Below are 15,064 nucleotides of genomic sequence, written 5' to 3' on the forward strand. Positions count from 1 at the left end.
GAGTTCTGTCGTGTTCTCTTCCGATCGCCCCGGTGCAGGGAGCGAGGGCTGCACCGGGGGGGCAGGGGGCGGAGCCCCCGCCAAGCCCCGGCGGTCAACGCACCCGCTTCCCCACCCCCACCCCGCCCGCAGCCGCCCGACTACGGCTTCCGTCCCCCATCCAGGGGCGCAGGGGGCGGAGCCCCCGCCAAGGCCCGGTGGGCCAACAAACCCGCTCGCTTCTCTTTCTCTCTCCCCCCCGCCGTCCGGCGCTGCGGCAATCCACCAGCCCGTCCGGCGTTTGAGGACATCCGAACGAAGTTCGGATCCGGGGTCTGGGGCGCAGCCCCAGTTTCGGGAAGGGGCGGGTAGGGGAAAACCGCCCGCCGCAGGCGCCCACCCGCACCCCCACCAACCCGCACCGCACACCGAGACCTCTGGCACCACCCACCCGCACCCCCACCGCCCCGCACCGAGACCGCAGGCACCACCCACCCGCACCCCCCACCGAGACCTCAGGCGCCACCCACCCGCACCCGACAACGAGACCGCACCCCGGACCAAGCCCCACCGGAGCGCAGACGGCAGCGGGACCGCACCCCGGACCAAGCCCCACCGGAGCGCACCCGGCAACGAGACCGCACCCCGGACCAAGCCCCACCGGAGTCGGACGGGGACGAGACCCGCACCCCCGGTGAGCCGTCCGTCCAAGTGCACTGCTCCGCTTCAGCCCCGTGCGGAACCGTTTGCGCGTATCCCTGCGTCTAGGGGGGCGTGCAGCGTCAGGGACTTGGCGGGTCGGCCGTCATCCGCTTTCGTGCGACAGGGGTTCTCCTCCTCGTCGCGCATCTCGCTTTCGTCGGCTGGCTCACCTTGCGTCCCCTGGATGTGCCGTGGGTGACCGCGGCGAACCTGCAGCCGTTCGCCGGGATCAAGGCGGACCTGGCGCTCGGGCCCGCCCAGGCCGCGCGCCGGATCGGTGAGGCACTGCTGCTGCTGGCGCCGCTGGGCGTACTGCTGCCGATGGCGGGGGGACGACTGCAGGCGTCGACGCTCGGGTCGTTCCTGCGGACGGTCGCGGCGGGGGCGATGCTCTCCCTCGGGATCGAGCTGCTGCAGACCGCCGTACCGGGTCAGGTCGTCGATATCGATTCGCTGCTGCTCAACACCGTGGGTGTCGCCGTCGTACATCTGGCCCTCGTCCCCGCGGCGCGGGCCCGTATCCGCCGCAGGCAGGGGCTGCCGGGGCGACTGACCCTGCCCAGGGACGAGGCGTCTCAGGGGCCGACCCCGACGATTCCCAGGGTCGGGATCGCCCCGTAGCCTGACGCTTTGCCCCGTTCGCGACCGTAGCTTTGAAGTACACCGAGGCGCCGACGAGGAGCCTCACCTACGGTTCGCGAAGGAGCCACCATGACCGCCCTTTCCCGCCCCCGTGACGGACGGATGATCGGCGGAGTGTGCGCAGCGCTGGCACGGCGCTTCGGCACCTCCGCGACCACGATGCGCGTGATCTTTCTTGTCTCGTGTCTGCTGCCGGGCCCCCAGTTCCTGCTGTACCTGGCGCTCTGGGCGCTGCTGCCCGCCGAGAAGAACAGCGTCCGCAAGGACACCACCGCGCCTGCGTGGTAGCGGCCGGGGTCCGGGGACGGATCCTGAGCACAGAGCATGCGAAAGGGCGCCCGCCCGGAGTACGACTCCGGTGGGCGCCCTTTCCGCTTCCTCTGCGTACGTCAGCCACCGAGGCCCGGCAGACCCGGGAGGCCGTCAACCGCGGGGAGACCCTGGACCGGCAGACCGTTGGTGCTGACCGGCAGACCGTCGACCGGCAGACCGCCCGTCGGCAGGCCACCCGTCGGCAGACCACCCACCGGCAGACCGCCGAGCAGGCCCGCGACCGGGTCGGTGTCCGCCGGCAGCGACTTCTCGAGGGTCGGCTTGGCGGTGCTCAGACCGTTCGTGAGCGCACCCTGCCCGGCGTCCACCGCCTCGGTCGCGCCCGGCAGGCTCTTGGTCACCTGGCCGACCGGAAGGTCCTGGGTGACCGCACCGACGGCCTGGGCGGGGTCCGGAAGAGCGGGAGCTGCCGACGCGGTGCCGGCGCCCGCTGCGGCGAAAGCGGCACCGAGGGCGGCGACACCGAGGGTCTTGGCAGACTGCTTCATGGTGAATACGTCCTTGTAGACGGGGAGTTCTTGAGCGGTCCCGCAAGCTATCGAGGCCTGCTACGCGCCCGCAAACACCGTCAACGTATGAAAAACGGCCGGGAGTTGATCTCCCCGGCCGTTTCCCCATCTGCGTTTTCCGCCCGCTCAGCCCTCGGAACCGCTGGTCGCAGCGGTCTGCCGGAACAGCCACTCCGACTTGAGCTCGGCGTAACCCGGCTTGATCACGTCGTTGATCATGGCGAGTCGTTCATCGAAAGGAATGAACGCTGATTTCATCGCATTGACTGTGAACCACTGCATGTCATCGAGCGTGTAGCCGAAAGTACCGACCAGGTGCTCGAATTCACGGCTCATGCTCGTGCCGGACATCAGGCGGTTGTCCGTGTTCACCGTGGCCCGGAAGTGCAGCTTGCGCAGCAGCCCGATGGGGTGCTCGGCGTACGAAGTGGCCGCGCCCGTCTGCAGATTGGACGTGGGGCACATTTCGAGGGGGATGCGCTTGTCGCGTACGTACGAGGCGAGCCGGCCGAGCTTCACGGTGCCGTCGTCGGCGACCTGGATGTCGTCGATGATCCGCACGCCGTGACCCAGGCGGTCGGCGCCGCACCACTGCAGGGCCTGCCAGATGGACGGAAGGCCGAAGGCCTCGCCGGCGTGGATCGTGAAGTGGTTGTTCTCGCGCTTGAGGTACTCGAAGGCGTCGAGGTGGCGGGTGGGCGGGAAGCCCGCCTCGGCGCCCGCGATGTCGAAGCCGACGACGCCCAGGTCGCGGTAGCGGTTGGCGAGTTCGGCGATCTCCAGGGCGCGGGCCGCGTGGCGCATCGCGGTGAGCAGCGCGCCTACGCGGATGCGGTGCCCGTTCTCCTTCGCGCGGCGCTCACCCTCGCGGAAGCCCGCGTTGACCGCCTCGACGACCTCTTCGAGGGTGAGGCCCTTCTCGAGGTGCTGCTCGGGCGCGTACCGGATCTCGGCGTAGACGACGCCGTCCTCCGCGAGGTCCTCGGCGCACTCGGCGGCGACCCGGAAGAGGGCTTCCTTGGTCTGCATGACGGCGCAGGTGTGCGCGAAGGTCTCCAGGTAGCGCGGCAGCGAGCCGGAGTCGGCGGCTTCGCGGAACCAGATGCCGAGCTTGTCGGGCTCGGACTCGGGGAGACCTTCATAGCCGCTCTCGCGGGCGAGATCGATGATCGTCCCGGGGCGCAGGCCGCCGTCGAGGTGGTCGTGAAGCAGCACCTTGGGGGCCCGGCGGATCTGGTCCGGGGTCGGGGAGGGAGTGGTCTGGCTCGTCATTGCCGCACTCTACCGCCTACGCGCGTAGAGCGCGCTGGTCCGTGCGGAATTCCTTCACCGCGGCGTCCGGCCCGCCACAGTGGGACATCGGACGTCGATACGTAACAGTGACCCACGGTAAAGGTTGCGTACACCCGCATTTCTGAGACTGTTCTGCCGTGACACAGCAAGCAATTCCGGGGCGTGAGGCCCGACTTGGGCGCGCCATCGGGCAGGAGCTGACGCCGGGGCGCGCGGTGGGCGGTGTGGTGCTGCTGCTGCCGGCGGGCGATGAGACCTCCGCGCGGCGCGCCCACCCGTTCGCGCTCGCCAACGTACGCGCGCTGGGCCGCAGGCTGGCCCGCGCCGGGCGCGAGGAAGGCCTGGTCGCGCATGCCGTGCACTATCGGTGCCGCGGCTGGAACGGGGCCGACGCCCAGCCCGCCGCCGACGCGCTCTGGGCCGCCGACGAGGTCGTACGGCGCTACGGCGACGTGCCCGTCTGCCTCGCCGGGATCGACATGGGCGGCAGGGCCGCGCTGCACGCGGGCGGGCACAGTGCGGTCAACTCGGTGCTCGCACTGGCCCCATGGCTGCCGGAGAAGGACGTGGCGCGCGCGCCCGAACCGGTGAAGCAGCTCGTCGGCCGTCATGTGCTGATCGCGCACGGCACCAATGACGAACGGACCGACCCCGAGCTGTCGTTCCGTTTCGCCGAACGCCTGAAGAAGGCCAACCGGGACACCGCACGCTTCGAGGTGCACTCGGACGGGCACGCGATGATGCAGCACCGGGCGGAGGTGTTCGCGCTGGCGGTGGATTTCGTACGGGGGGCCCTGTTCGGGCAGCCGTTCGCGCGGCCGGTGGCGGACGCGTTCGCGGCGCCGCCGCCCCTGGGGCTGCGGATGCCGCTGGCCTCGGGGTTCGGGCGGGCACTCATGCGATAGCCCTCACGCGAGGAGCCGCCCCTTCCTCGTGAGCAGGAACCTCTTGAACGCCGCCACCGGCGGTGTGTCCGGGTGGCCCTCCAGCCAGGCGACTCCGATCTCGCGGACCGCGCGCTGTCCCGTGATCGTCAGTTCCACAACTCCCTTGCGAGGTACGGCGGGTGGCGGCAGAAGCGCCACGCCCAGGCCGACCGCGACCAGGCCGCGCAGGGTCTCCGCTTCCTCGCCCTCGAAGGCGATACGGGGGCGGAAGCCGGCCTCGGCGCACAGGTCGTCGGTGATGCGGCGCAGGCCGTAGCCCGGCTCCAGCATGATGAAGGTCTCCTCGGCGGCCTCCGCGAGCCGGATGCGTTTGCGGGTCGCGAGGCGGTGGTCCTCGGGGACGACCAGACGCAGGCGCTGTTCGTCGAGGCGGCGGGCGGCCAGGTCGGGGGCGTCGGGGACCGGGGACGTCAGGCAGAGGTCGAGTTCTCCCGAGCGCAGATGCTCCAGCATCCACTCCCCGTAGTTCTGGACGAGGGTGAAGCGGACCCGGGGGTGGTCGGCGCGGAACTCGCGGATCAGGCTCGGCACCGTCTCCGAGCCCATGGTGTGCAGGAAGCCGAAGGCGACCTTGCCGGACTCGGGGTCGGCGTCGGCCCGTACCGACTCGGCCGCTCTCTCCACCTCGCCCAGTGCGCGCTCGACCGTGGCGAGGAAGGTACGGCCCGCCGCGGTGAGCGAGACCGTACGGCCGTGGCGGGCGAACAGGTCGACGCCCAGGTCGCGTTCGAGCCGTACGAGCGCGCGAGAGACCGTGGACTGCGGGACCTGTAGCCGGTGAGCGGCCCGCGTGACGTGCTCGGCGCGGGCCACCGCGGCGAAGTACGCGAGCCGGGGCGCGAGGATCGCCGACCACGACTCGGGGTCCAGTTCGGCGAGGGCCTGGATGTCTTTTGTGTCACTGTTCAGTGACAGCCCCGCCCCTGACCTCTGCTCATGCACCATGGGAACGATTATGGCGAGTCCGTGCATTGGACGCATGAATCGGGGCGGCCTAATTTCGAAGCATGCCTGCCGCCAGTAGCGGGGCATCCGCCCACCCTGCGGGTGCCCTCACCCCTGCGTCCCCTGCCCCTCTCCCCCAAGACACCCGGCTCGCGCCCGGCCTGCCCGGCTACCGCCGGATCAGCCTCGCGCTGTTCGCCGCCGGACTGGCCACTTTCGCGCTCCTGTACTCCACGCAGGCTCTGCTGCCCGCCATCTCGGGCGAGTTCGCGGTCACCGCGGACGACGCGAGCTGGACGGTCTCCGCGGCGACCGGCGCCCTGGCCCTCTTCGTCCTGCCGCTGAGCGCGCTCTCGGAGCGGTTCGGGCGGCGCACCCTGATGACCGTCTCGCTGAGCGTCGCGGTCCTGGTCGGGCTGCTCGTACCGTTCGCGCCGAGCATCGGCTGGCTGGTCGTCCTTCGGGCCGTACAGGGCGCCGCGCTCGCCGGGCTCCCGGCCTCCGCGATGGCGTATCTCGCGGAGGAGGTCCGACCGAAGGCGCTGGTCGCGGCGGTCGGCCTGTTCGTGGCGGGCAACAGCATCGGCGGCATGAGCGGCCGTATCCTCGCCGGCTGGGTCGCGCAGGCCTGGGGCTGGCGGGCGGCGCTGCTCGCGGTCGGTGTGATGGCGCTGGTGTGCGGGCTCGCGTTCCGCGCGCTGCTGCCGAAGGCCCGTAACTTCCAGGCCGGTTCACTGAACCCGCGAGCCTTGTACGGGACGGTGCGCGGGCATCTGTCGAACCCGCTGCTCGTGCGGCTGTACGCGATCGGCGCGCTGTTCATGACCGTGTTCGGCGCCGTGTACACGGTGATCGGCTACCGGCTCGTGGGCGAACCGTTCAACCTGCCGCAGGGCATCGTCGGTTCGATCTTCCTGGTCTATCTGGTCGGCACCGTCTCCTCGGCCGCCGCGGGGAAGCTGGTGGGCCGGCTCGGGCGGCGCGGGGCGCTGTATCTCGCGGTCGGTACGACGACGGCCGGACTGCTGCTCTCCCTCACCGACTCCCTCGCGGGCATCCTGCTCGGGCTCGTCCTGATCACCGCCGGGTTCTTCGCGGGGCACGCGGTGGCCTCCTCGTCGGTCAGCCGTACGGCGACCACGGGCCGCGCGCAGGCCTCGGCGCTCTACCAGTCCGCGTACTACATCGGCTCCAGCGCCGGCGGAACCCTGGGCGCGCTCGCCTTCCACGCGGGCGGCTGGCCGGCGACCGTCGTCCTCGGTCTGATCGCCGTCCTCGGTGTGGTGTCGGTGACGCTCTACGGGTCGCATGCGGCGCGTGTGGAACGCCGGGTGCTCATCGCGGCCCGGTAAGCCCGACCTGCTGCGAACTCCCGCGAATTTCCCTTGAATTGGTGTCGATTTCCGTACAACCAGGCCTACTGCATAACCGTCCTACCAGCACAGAGCAACACTGCGCCGGAAGGGGACGACGGCCATGCGGAGAAAGACCCGGAGAGCAGCGGCGGCGACGGGGGTCGCGGCACTGGTGGTACCGCTGAGCGTGGCGCTGAGCGCCGGCTCGGCGGCGGCCGCCACGTGTACGACGAGCACGGGCCCGTACCAGAAGCAGGTCGAGAAGTTCCTCGGCCTGAAAGTGGACGGGAAGCAGTCCTCGACGGACTGCAAGGCGATACGGGCTTTCCAGACGAAGCACCTGATCAAGCCGAACATCGGGTACGCGGGCCCCGTCACCTGGGGCGTGATGAACCTGATGAACAAGCAGAAGGCCGTGGGCAAGAACCCCAACGCGGCCGGCAAGTGCCCCACCAACAAGGGCCGGATCGCGTGTGTGAACCTCACGCTGCAGATCAGCTGGATCCAGGACGGTTCGAAGCTGAAGTACGGTCCGGTGCCGGTGCGGACGGGGCGCAACGGGGCGGAGACCAGGACCGGCGCGAAGAAGATCTATCTGCGCAAGCTCAACCACTGGTCGACGATCTACAAGGTGTGGATGCCGTACACGCAGTTCTTCGACGGCGGGATCGCCTTCCACCAGGTCGACAAGAGCATGTACGCGCCGCCGGGCTCGGGCGGGTGCGTGAACATGCGCAAGGCCGATGCGCAGGCGTACTGGAGCCTGCTGAAGAAGGGCGACGACGTGTACGTGTACGGGCGCAAGGCCGGCACGTGACGGTTTCGTCCCCTCCCCTGCCGGCTGTCAAGGGATAGGACGGGTTTTCGCTGCTCACGGGCGATTGTCAGTGGGGCCCTGTAGCTTTCGAAGTGCCAGTGTCGAGGGCTACAGGGGTGAACCCAATGACGGGATCGTCTGATCTGAGTGGTGCGGCAGGGACCAGGGGGGACTTGGACCTGCGGATGGAGAAGCACCGGACCGAGCTGACCGGTTATTGCTACCGGATGCTCGGTTCCGGCTTCGAGGCCGAGGACGCCGTGCAGGACACGTTCGTGCGTGCCTGGCGCGCGTACGACAAGTTCGAGGGCCGGTCCTCGCTGCGCTCGTGGCTGTACCGGATCGCGACCAACGTGTGCTTGGACATGCTGAATGCGGGCAACAAGAGGGCGCGTCCGATGGACCTCACCGAGCAGGCGCATCAGGCGACCGCGGTGCTGAACGAACGCTCGGAGATCACCTGGCTCGAACCCGTACCGGACGGCCGGGTGCTGCCGTCGTCGGCCGACCCGGCGGAGACCGCGGTGGCCCGCGAGACGGTGCGGCTCGCCTTTGTAGCGGCCCTGCAGCATCTGCCGGCCAAGCAGCGTGCCGTGCTGATCCTGCGCGAGGTGCTCGCGTGGAAGGCCAGTGAGGTGGCCGAGCTGCTCGACACCTCGGTGGCGTCGGTGAACAGTGCGCTGCAGCGGGCGCGGGCCACCCTCGCGGACACCGGCGGGGTGCGCGAGACGGAGACGATCGACCCGCTCGACGACGACCAGCAGAAGCTGCTCGACCGCTATGTGGCGGCCTTCGAGGGCTATGACATGGAGACGCTGACGTCCCTGCTCCACGAGGACGCCATCATGTCCATGCCCCCGTTCGACCTGTGGCTGGTCGGGCACGAGGACATCGTCAACTGGCATCTGGTCCAGGGCGCGAAGTGCCGCGACGGAAAGCTCATCGCGACGGTCGCCAACGGGACACCGGCGTTCGGGCAGTACCACCTCAACGAGGACGGTTCGTACTCGCCGTGGGCGCTGCAGGTCATCGAGATCACGGACGGAAAGATCTCGGGGCTCAACGCATTCCTGGATACGAAGCGGTGGTTCCCGTTGTTCGGGTTGCCGGAGAAGTTGGAGGCGGGGGCGTAGGGGCGGCTGCCTGGCCGGCGTGAACGGTCGGCCGGTGCGTCAGGGCGCCGGCTCGCGGATGCGTAGGGGCGGCCGATCGGCAGGCCCCTGCGAGGGCTGAGGGCCGGGCCGTCCGGCCGGGGAGCGATGAGTTTTCGGTGCCCGGGCGGTCTTCCCTGTATGACTGCCGTTGAGCCCCTCGTCGTCCGCCTCGCCGCGCCTCTCACCCGCGCCCAGGTACCCCAGCTCTGCGAGCACCTTCGCGGGCAGCTGGAGTTGACCGGCGCGGCCGAGGTGGTGCTCGACGCCCACGCCCTGCACCGCGCTGGCCAGGCGGACTTCGCCGTCCTCGACGCGCTCGCCCGACTACGCCTGACGGCCCGCAGAGCGGGAGCGGGCACCCGCATCCGCGACCCCGGACCGGCGCTGGTGCGGCTGCTCCAACTGACCGGCCTGGCCGAGACGTTAGGGGTTGTGGAGCACCGCGGCCGCGAACCGGACCCCGACCTGATCTGACCGTCGGATCCGGTCCGGTGAACGAGAAAGGGACCTTCTGTTCCGGGAAATCGCCCAAAACGGGCGCTCTCCGGAACAGAAGGTCCCTTCTTCGATCAGGCGATCCGGTCCAGGACGATCGAGGACGGCGAGAAGGCCGTGCCGGCAGGGGCGATGTCGTACGCCGACGTCAGGGACTCGAGGGCGTACTCGAAGCGCTCCGGCGTATCCGTGTGCAGCGTCATCAGCGGCGCACCCGCCTGCACCGAGTCGCCCGGCTTCGCGTGCAGCTCGACGCCCGCCGCCGCCTGCACCGGGTCCTCCTTGCGCGCGCGGCCCGCGCCCAGGCGCCATGCGGCCACGCCCACGTCGTACGCGTCGAGACGGGTCAGGACGCCCGAGGACGGGGCCGTCACCACGTGCTGCTCGCGGGAGGTGGGGAGCTCCGCGTCGGGGTCGCCGCCCTGCGCGGAGATCATCCGACGCCAGACATCCATCGCGGAGCCGTCCGCGAGGGCCTTCGCCGGGTCCGCGTCCTTGATGCCCGCCGCGTCCAGCATCTCGCGGGCGAGGGCGAGGGTCAGCTCGACCACGTCGGACGGGCCGCCGCCCGCCAACACCTCGACGGATTCCCGTACTTCGAGGGCGTTGCCCGCCGTGAGGCCGAGCGGCGTCGCCATGTCGGTGAGCAGCGCGACCGTACGGACGCCGCTGTCGGTGCCCAACTCGACCATGGTGGAGGCGAGTTCGCGGGCGTCCTCGATGTTCTTCATGAACGCGCCCGAGCCGACCTTGACGTCGAGGACGAGCGAGCCCGTACCCTCGGCGATCTTCTTCGACATGATCGACGAGGCGATCAGCGGGATCGCCTCGACGGTGCCGGTGACATCGCGCAGCGCGTACAGCTTCTTGTCGGCGGGCGCGAGACCGTCGCCCGCCGCGCAGATCACCGCGCCGGTCGAGTCGAGTACGTCGAGCATCTCGGCGTTGGAGAGCAGCGCGCGCCAGCCGGGGATCGACTCCAGCTTGTCGAGGGTGCCGCCGGTGTGGCCGAGACCGCGCCCGCTGAGCTGCGGAACGGCCGCGCCGCAGGCCGCGACGAGCGGCGCGAGCGGCAGCGTGATCTTGTCGCCCACGCCGCCCGTGGAGTGCTTGTCGGCGGTGGGGCGGGAGAGGCTGTCCCAGCTCATGCGCTCGCCGGAGGCGATCATGGCGGCGGTCCAGCGGGCGATCTCGCGGCGGTTCATGCCGTTGAGCAGGATCGCCATGTTCAGGGCGGCCATCTGATAGTCGGCCACCTCGCCCCGCGTGTACGCGTCGATGACCCAGTCGATCTGCTCGGGGGTCAGCTCTCCCCGGTCCCGCTTGGCTCGGATGACGGTGATGGCGTCCATGGGGCCTTCCTCGTTCGTGCGGTGCGTGGTGGTACTGCGGCCGGGGTTCGGGGAACCCCGCTCTTACTTCAGGTGATCAGGACCGAATGCCTGCGGCAACATGGCCGACAAGGGCAGGACGCCCTCCGGGGTCTCCACCAGGAGCTCCGGGCCGCCGAACTCGTAAAGGAGCTGGCGGCAGCGGCCGCACGGGACCAGGACCGCGCCCGTGCCGTCGACGCATGTGAAGTGCGTGAGCCGGCCTCCGCCGCCCGCGGCGAGCGAGGAGACCAGGCCGCACTCCGCGCACAGCCCGAGCCCGTACGAGGCGTTCTCGACGTTGCAGCCCGTCACCACCCGGCCGTCGGAGACCAGAGCCGCCGCGCCGACCGGATAGTTCGAGTACGGGGCGTAGGCCCGGGACATCGCGTCCCGGGCCTGCGCCCGAAGTCCCTCCCAGTCAGTTTCCTGAGCGGGAGTCGTCATTTGCCCTGGCCTCTGTAGTAGGGCAGGCCGTCCGCCTTCGGCATCCTCAGGCGCTGGGCCGACAGGGCCAGGACCAGGAGCGTCGCCACGTACGGCGTGGCCGTCACGAACTGGCTCGGGACCTCGTCCGTGAGCAGGTACCAGACCAGGATCAGGGCCGCCACGGCCGAGGTGATCACGGCCGGCACGTACCGCTTGCGCCAGAGCTGCCAGCCGGCCGAGAGGACCAGGAGGAAGACCAGGAGCAGCAGCAGCGCGTGGACGTTCACGCCACCGCCACGGAGGTTGAGGCTGTCCGTGTAGCCGAACAGACCCGCGGACATGGCGAGTCCGCCCGGCATCCAGTTGCCGGAGATCATCGAGGCGAGACCGATGTAGCCGCGGCCGCCGGTCTGGCCTTCGAGGTAGAAGCTGGCCGACACGATCGAGAGGAACGCACCGCCGAGGCCCGCGAAACCACCCGAGATGATCACGGCGAGGTACTTGTACTTGTAGACGTTGACGCCCAGCGACTCGGCCGCGACCGGGTGCTCACCGCAGGAGCGCAGGCGCAGACCGAAGGACGTGCGCCACAGCGCCCACCAGGTGAACGGGACCAGGGCGATGGCGATGACCGTCAGGGGCGACAGGTTCGTCATCGCGCCGCCGAGCAGGCCCGCGATGTCCGAGATCAGGAACCAGCCCTTCTCGTTGAGCGAGTCCAGCCAGGTGGACAGGCCCGGGATCGAGAAGTTGCCGAGGGATTCGACGGGCGGGGACTGCTTCGAGGTGCCGCCCTCGACGTCCTCGAAGGCGAAGGTCGACATGTAGCGGGTCGCGCCGATCGCGAGGATGTTGATCGCGACACCGGAGACGATGTGGTTGACCTTGAAGGTGACCGTGGCGATCGCGTGGATCAGACCGCCGATCGCACCGCCGACCACACCCATGAGGAGGCCGGTCCACGGCCCCCACTGGTAGCCGGCCCAGGCACCGAACCAGGTGCCGAGGATCATCATGCCTTCGAGGCCGATGTTCACGACGCCCGCGCGCTCGGCCCACAGACCGCCGAGACCGGCGAGGCCGATCGGCACGGCGAGCTTGAGTGCGGTGGACATCTGGCCGACGGAGGTGATGCCGTCGGCGCCGGTGATGAGGCGGACGATCGAGACGAGGACAAGGAGGCCCGCGACACCGATCATGACCTGGGCCAGGGAGAGCTTGCGGCCGGACGGACTCGGCTGCACCTTGGGCTTGTTGACGTCGGTTGCCGTGCTCATCGGGCAGCCACCTCCTCGTTGCTCTTGCTCTTACGGGCGGCTGCGGCGAGCTCTTCGCCGACGCGCTGCTGCTGACGCTTGAGGCCCCACTGGCGTACGGCCTCGTACGAGATCACCACGGCGAGGACGATCAGGCCCTGCATGATGACCGCGATCTCCTTGTCGTATCCCTTGTAGTCGAGCTCCTGGGAGGCCTTGTCGAGCCAGGCCCAGAGCAGCGCCGCGAACGCGATGCCGACCGGGTGGTTGCGGCCGAGGAGTGCGATCCCGATGGCGGTGAAGCCGAGGCCCGTCGGGAAGGTCAGACCGTACGTGTGGGAGTCGCCCAGCAGGATGGGCAGACCGGCGAGGCCGGCCAGGGCGCCGGAGATCAGCATGGCGGTGAGCACCATGCGCTTGGCGTTCACACCGCTCGCCGCGGCGGCCGACTCGGAGGCGCCGGTGGCGCGCAGGTCGAAGCCGAAGCGGGTGCGGCCGAGGACCAGCCAGTAGGCGATGCCGACCAGGACCGCGAGCACGATCAGACCGTAGATCTCGCCGCCGGCGCCTTCGAAGCCGGAGACCCAACCCGACTCCTTCATCTCGCCGGTGGTCGAGTTGTTGCCGACCGCGACGCCGAAGTTCTCGGTCAGGGTCAGCCAGGCGATCAGGCTGGTCGCGATGGCGTTCAGCATGATCGTGGCGACGACCTCGCTGACGCCGCGGGTGGTCTTGAGTACGCCCGCGATACCGGCCCAGAAGGCGCCGGTGAGCATCGCGACGATGATCAGCATCGGCACCTGCAGGAACGACGGCAGTGCGATATGCGCGCCGACCAGTGCGGTGGTCATCGCGGCCAGGCGGTACTGGCCGTCGACGCCGATGTTGAACAGGTTCATCCGGAAACCGACGGCGACGGCGACGGCGGCCAGGTAGTACATCGTGGCCTGGTTGATGATCAGGACCTGGATGTCGGAGAACGTGGCCTGCTCGAACATGATCGAGTACGGCTCGAACGGGCTCTTGCCCGAAACGATCAGCACGATCGAGGTCAGTGCCACGGCCACGACCAGCGCGATGGCCGGTCCGGCGAGTGCGAGCAGCACCCGCTCCTTGTCGAACTTCTTCATCGGGCCTCGTCCTCCGGGGCGTCCTGCGTGTCCTGCGCGGTGGGAGCGGCTTCGCGCGCTTCCTGCTCCAGCAGGATGGCCTCGCTGAGCTCGGCGTCCTCGTCGTGCTCCAGATGACCGGTGGCGGCACCGGTCATCGCCGAGCCGAGCTCCTCGGGCGTGATGGTCGCCGGGTCGGCGTCCGCGACGAACTTGCCGCGGTAGATCACGCGCAGGGTGTCGGAGAGACCGATCAGCTCGTCCAGGTCCGCGGAGATGAGGAGCACCGCGAGTCCTTCGCGGCGGGCCTCGCGGATCTGGTCCCAGATCTGCGCCTGCGCGCCGACGTCCACACCGCGGGTGGGGTGGGCGGCGATCAGGAAGCGCGGCTTGTGGCTCATCTCGCGGCCGACGATCAGCTTCTGCTGGTTGCCGCCGGAGAGGGAGGCCGCGGTGACGTCGATACCGGGCGTGCGGACGTCGTACTCCTCGACGATCCGCTTGGTGTCGGCCTGCGCGGCCTTGAGGTCCAGCCAGACGCCCTTGGCGTTGGGCTTCTCGGTGACGTGGCCGAGGATGCGGTTCTCCCACAGCGGGGATTCCAGGAGCAGGCCGTGGCGGTGGCGGTCCTCGGGGATGTATCCGATGCCGTCCTCGCGGCGCTTGCGCGTCGGCCAGGTGGTGATCTCGTCGCCGGACAGGCGGATCGTGCCCGAGTCGGCGCCCTTGAGGCCGATGAGCGCGTCGATCAGCTCGGTCTGCCCGTTGCCCTCGACGCCCGCGATACCGAGGACTTCGCCCTCGTGGATCGTGAAGGAGATGTCGTCGAGCAGCGCACGGCCGCCCTCGCCCTCCAGGCGCAGTCCCTCGACCTGGATCATCGGGCGGTCGGTGACCGTCGACTCGCTGGTCTCGGGGGTCGGCAGCGCGCTGCCCACCATCAGCTCCGCCAGCTGGCGCGGCGTGGTCTCCGAGGGGACGGCCGTGCCCACCGTCGTACCGCGGCGGATGACCGTGATCTCGTCGGCGACGGCGAGGACTTCACCCAGCTTGTGCGAGATGAAGATGACGGACAGGCCCTCGGCCTTGAGCTCGCGGAGGTTGTCGAAGAGCGCGTCGACCTCCTGCGGCACGAGCACCGCGGTCGGCTCGTCGAGGATCAGCGTGCGGGCGCCGCGGTAGAGGACCTTGAGGATCTCCACGCGCTGGCGGTCGGCGACACCGAGATTCTCGACCAGGGCGTGGGGCTTGACCCCGAGTCCGTAGGCCTCGGAGATCTCTTTGATCTTCTTACGGGCCTGGCCGCCGATGCCGTGCAGCTTCTCGCTGCCGAGCACCACGTTCTCCAGGACCGTGAGCTGGTCGGCGAGCATGAAGTGCTGGTGCACCATGCCGATGCCGCGGGCGATCGCGTCGGCCGGGCTGCCGAGGGACACCTGCTCGCCGTTGATCGCGATGGTGCCCTCGTCCGGCTTCTGCATGCCGTAGAGGATCTTCATCAGCGTCGACTTGCCCGCGCCGTTCTCGCCGACCAGGGCGTGCACGGTGCCCTTGCGGACGCTGAAGTGGATGTCGTGGTTGGCCACGACACCGGGGAAGCGCTTGGTGATGCCCGCCAGTTCTACGGCAGGCGCCTGGCCGTCGGCCGGAGGGCTGCTGGACGCTTTGATGGCGACTCTCCTCAAGGGTTGGGGCGTCCTGCGCAACGCCCCTGGTTCAACGTCAGTGT

General features: G+C 69.7%; 15 protein-coding genes. 7 read left to right on the forward strand and 8 right to left on the reverse strand.

Features of this window, described 5'->3' with window-relative positions; all coding sequences use genetic code 11:
• The first annotated feature begins 753 nt into the window (after window positions 1–753).
• The gene (locus ABT367_RS27685; protein WP_352255829.1) at window positions 754–1,302 is read left to right on the forward strand and encodes a VanZ family protein; all 549 of its coding nucleotides are present in this window, start codon (window positions 754–756) and stop codon (window positions 1,300–1,302) included.
• Between the two features lie 90 nt (window positions 1,303–1,392).
• Entirely contained in the window at window positions 1,393–1,611 is a 219-nt protein-coding gene (locus tag ABT367_RS27690) for a PspC domain-containing protein (protein ID WP_352255831.1), read from the forward strand.
• A 101-nt stretch (window positions 1,612–1,712) separates the two neighbouring features.
• Here ABT367_RS27690 and ABT367_RS27695 read toward each other — a convergent pair whose 3' ends face one another.
• On the reverse strand, window positions 1,713–2,144 hold the full coding sequence (locus tag ABT367_RS27695; protein ID WP_352255832.1) for an ATP-binding protein: 432 nt from the start codon (window positions 2,142–2,144) through the stop codon (window positions 1,713–1,715).
• A gap of 147 nt (window positions 2,145–2,291) precedes the next feature.
• Complete coding sequence (locus tag ABT367_RS27700; protein ID WP_352255833.1) at window positions 2,292–3,437, reverse strand: adenosine deaminase; 1,146 nt, start codon at window positions 3,435–3,437, stop codon at window positions 2,292–2,294.
• Between the two features lie 158 nt (window positions 3,438–3,595).
• Between ABT367_RS27700 and ABT367_RS27705 the strand changes: the two genes are divergently transcribed.
• Window positions 3,596–4,363: a prolyl oligopeptidase family serine peptidase gene (locus ABT367_RS27705; RefSeq protein ID WP_352255834.1), complete on the forward strand. Its 768-nt coding sequence runs from the start codon at window positions 3,596–3,598 to the stop codon at window positions 4,361–4,363.
• A gap of 3 nt (window positions 4,364–4,366) precedes the next feature.
• Here ABT367_RS27705 and ABT367_RS27710 read toward each other — a convergent pair whose 3' ends face one another.
• On the reverse strand, window positions 4,367–5,350 hold the full coding sequence (locus tag ABT367_RS27710; RefSeq protein WP_352255835.1) for a LysR family transcriptional regulator: 984 nt from the start codon (window positions 5,348–5,350) through the stop codon (window positions 4,367–4,369).
• A 62-nt stretch (window positions 5,351–5,412) separates the two neighbouring features.
• On the opposite strand from ABT367_RS27710, the gene ABT367_RS27715 reads away from it, so the two are divergent.
• From ABT367_RS27715 to ABT367_RS27730, 4 genes are all read left to right on the forward strand, one after another.
• The gene (locus tag ABT367_RS27715) at window positions 5,413–6,702 is read left to right on the forward strand and encodes an MFS transporter (protein WP_352255836.1); all 1,290 of its coding nucleotides are present in this window, start codon (window positions 5,413–5,415) and stop codon (window positions 6,700–6,702) included.
• 124 nt (window positions 6,703–6,826) lie between these two features.
• On the forward strand, window positions 6,827–7,522 hold the full coding sequence (locus ABT367_RS27720; RefSeq protein ID WP_352255838.1) for a L,D-transpeptidase: 696 nt from the start codon (window positions 6,827–6,829) through the stop codon (window positions 7,520–7,522).
• A gap of 125 nt (window positions 7,523–7,647) precedes the next feature.
• Window positions 7,648–8,655 carry a sigma-70 family RNA polymerase sigma factor gene (locus ABT367_RS27725; protein WP_352255839.1) on the forward strand — a complete coding sequence of 336 codons (1,008 nt, stop codon included), beginning with the start codon at window positions 7,648–7,650 and terminating at the stop codon, window positions 8,653–8,655.
• Window positions 8,656–8,814: 159 nt separating this feature from the next.
• Window positions 8,815–9,150, forward strand: coding sequence for an STAS domain-containing protein (locus ABT367_RS27730; RefSeq protein ID WP_352255840.1), 336 nt, complete (start codon window positions 8,815–8,817; stop codon window positions 9,148–9,150).
• Between the two features lie 95 nt (window positions 9,151–9,245).
• Here the strand turns inward: ABT367_RS27730 and ABT367_RS27735 are convergent, their stop codons facing one another.
• From ABT367_RS27735 to ABT367_RS27755, 5 genes are all read right to left on the reverse strand, one after another.
• Window positions 9,246–10,523, reverse strand: a complete 1,278-nt coding sequence (locus tag ABT367_RS27735; protein WP_352255842.1) for a thymidine phosphorylase — start codon at window positions 10,521–10,523, stop codon at window positions 9,246–9,248.
• 63 nt (window positions 10,524–10,586) lie between these two features.
• Entirely contained in the window at window positions 10,587–10,988 is a 402-nt protein-coding gene (locus ABT367_RS27740) for a cytidine deaminase (protein WP_352255843.1), read from the reverse strand.
• Window positions 10,985–12,247, reverse strand: a complete 1,263-nt coding sequence (locus ABT367_RS27745; protein ID WP_352255845.1) for an ABC transporter permease — start codon at window positions 12,245–12,247, stop codon at window positions 10,985–10,987. The genes ABT367_RS27740 and ABT367_RS27745 overlap by 4 nt, the downstream gene beginning before the upstream one ends.
• Window positions 12,244–13,356 (reverse strand): ABC transporter permease, encoded by a 1,113-nt coding sequence (locus ABT367_RS27750; RefSeq protein WP_352255847.1) that lies wholly within the window; start codon window positions 13,354–13,356, stop codon window positions 12,244–12,246. The genes ABT367_RS27745 and ABT367_RS27750 overlap by 4 nt, the downstream gene beginning before the upstream one ends.
• Window positions 13,353–15,020, reverse strand: coding sequence for an ABC transporter ATP-binding protein (locus ABT367_RS27755; RefSeq protein ID WP_352255849.1), 1,668 nt, complete (start codon window positions 15,018–15,020; stop codon window positions 13,353–13,355). Before ABT367_RS27755 ends, ABT367_RS27750 begins: the two co-directional genes overlap by 4 nt.
• Window positions 15,021–15,064: the final 44 nt, after the last annotated feature.

It is taken from the genome of Streptomyces mesophilus, from assembly GCF_040300965.1.
GTDB classification, from domain to species: Bacteria; Actinomycetota; Actinomycetes; order Streptomycetales; family Streptomycetaceae; genus Streptomyces; species Streptomyces mesophilus_A.

Bases quoted from the DNA above. Each gene is read 5' to 3' on its own strand.
- ABT367_RS27690 (WP_352255831.1), top strand. From the start codon at position 1,393: ATGACCGCCCTTTCCCGCCCCCGTGACGGACGGATGATCGGCGGAGTG.
- ABT367_RS27695 (WP_352255832.1), bottom strand. From the start codon at position 2,144: ATGAAGCAGTCTGCCAAGACCCTCGGTGTCGCCGCCCTCGGTGCCGCT.
- ABT367_RS27700 (WP_352255833.1), bottom strand. From the start codon at position 3,437: ATGACGAGCCAGACCACTCCCTCCCCGACCCCGGACCAGATCCGCCGG.
- ABT367_RS27710 (WP_352255835.1), bottom strand. From the start codon at position 5,350: ATGGTGCATGAGCAGAGGTCAGGGGCGGGGCTGTCACTGAACAGTGAC.
- ABT367_RS27715 (WP_352255836.1), top strand. From the start codon at position 5,413: ATGCCTGCCGCCAGTAGCGGGGCATCCGCCCACCCTGCGGGTGCCCTC.
- ABT367_RS27720 (WP_352255838.1), top strand. From the start codon at position 6,827: ATGCGGAGAAAGACCCGGAGAGCAGCGGCGGCGACGGGGGTCGCGGCA.
- ABT367_RS27725 (WP_352255839.1), top strand. From the start codon at position 7,648: ATGACGGGATCGTCTGATCTGAGTGGTGCGGCAGGGACCAGGGGGGAC.
- ABT367_RS27730 (WP_352255840.1), top strand. From the start codon at position 8,815: ATGACTGCCGTTGAGCCCCTCGTCGTCCGCCTCGCCGCGCCTCTCACC.
- ABT367_RS27735 (WP_352255842.1), bottom strand. From the start codon at position 10,523: ATGGACGCCATCACCGTCATCCGAGCCAAGCGGGACCGGGGAGAGCTG.
- ABT367_RS27740 (WP_352255843.1), bottom strand. From the start codon at position 10,988: ATGACGACTCCCGCTCAGGAAACTGACTGGGAGGGACTTCGGGCGCAG.
- ABT367_RS27745 (WP_352255845.1), bottom strand. From the start codon at position 12,247: ATGAGCACGGCAACCGACGTCAACAAGCCCAAGGTGCAGCCGAGTCCG.
- ABT367_RS27750 (WP_352255847.1), bottom strand. From the start codon at position 13,356: ATGAAGAAGTTCGACAAGGAGCGGGTGCTGCTCGCACTCGCCGGACCG.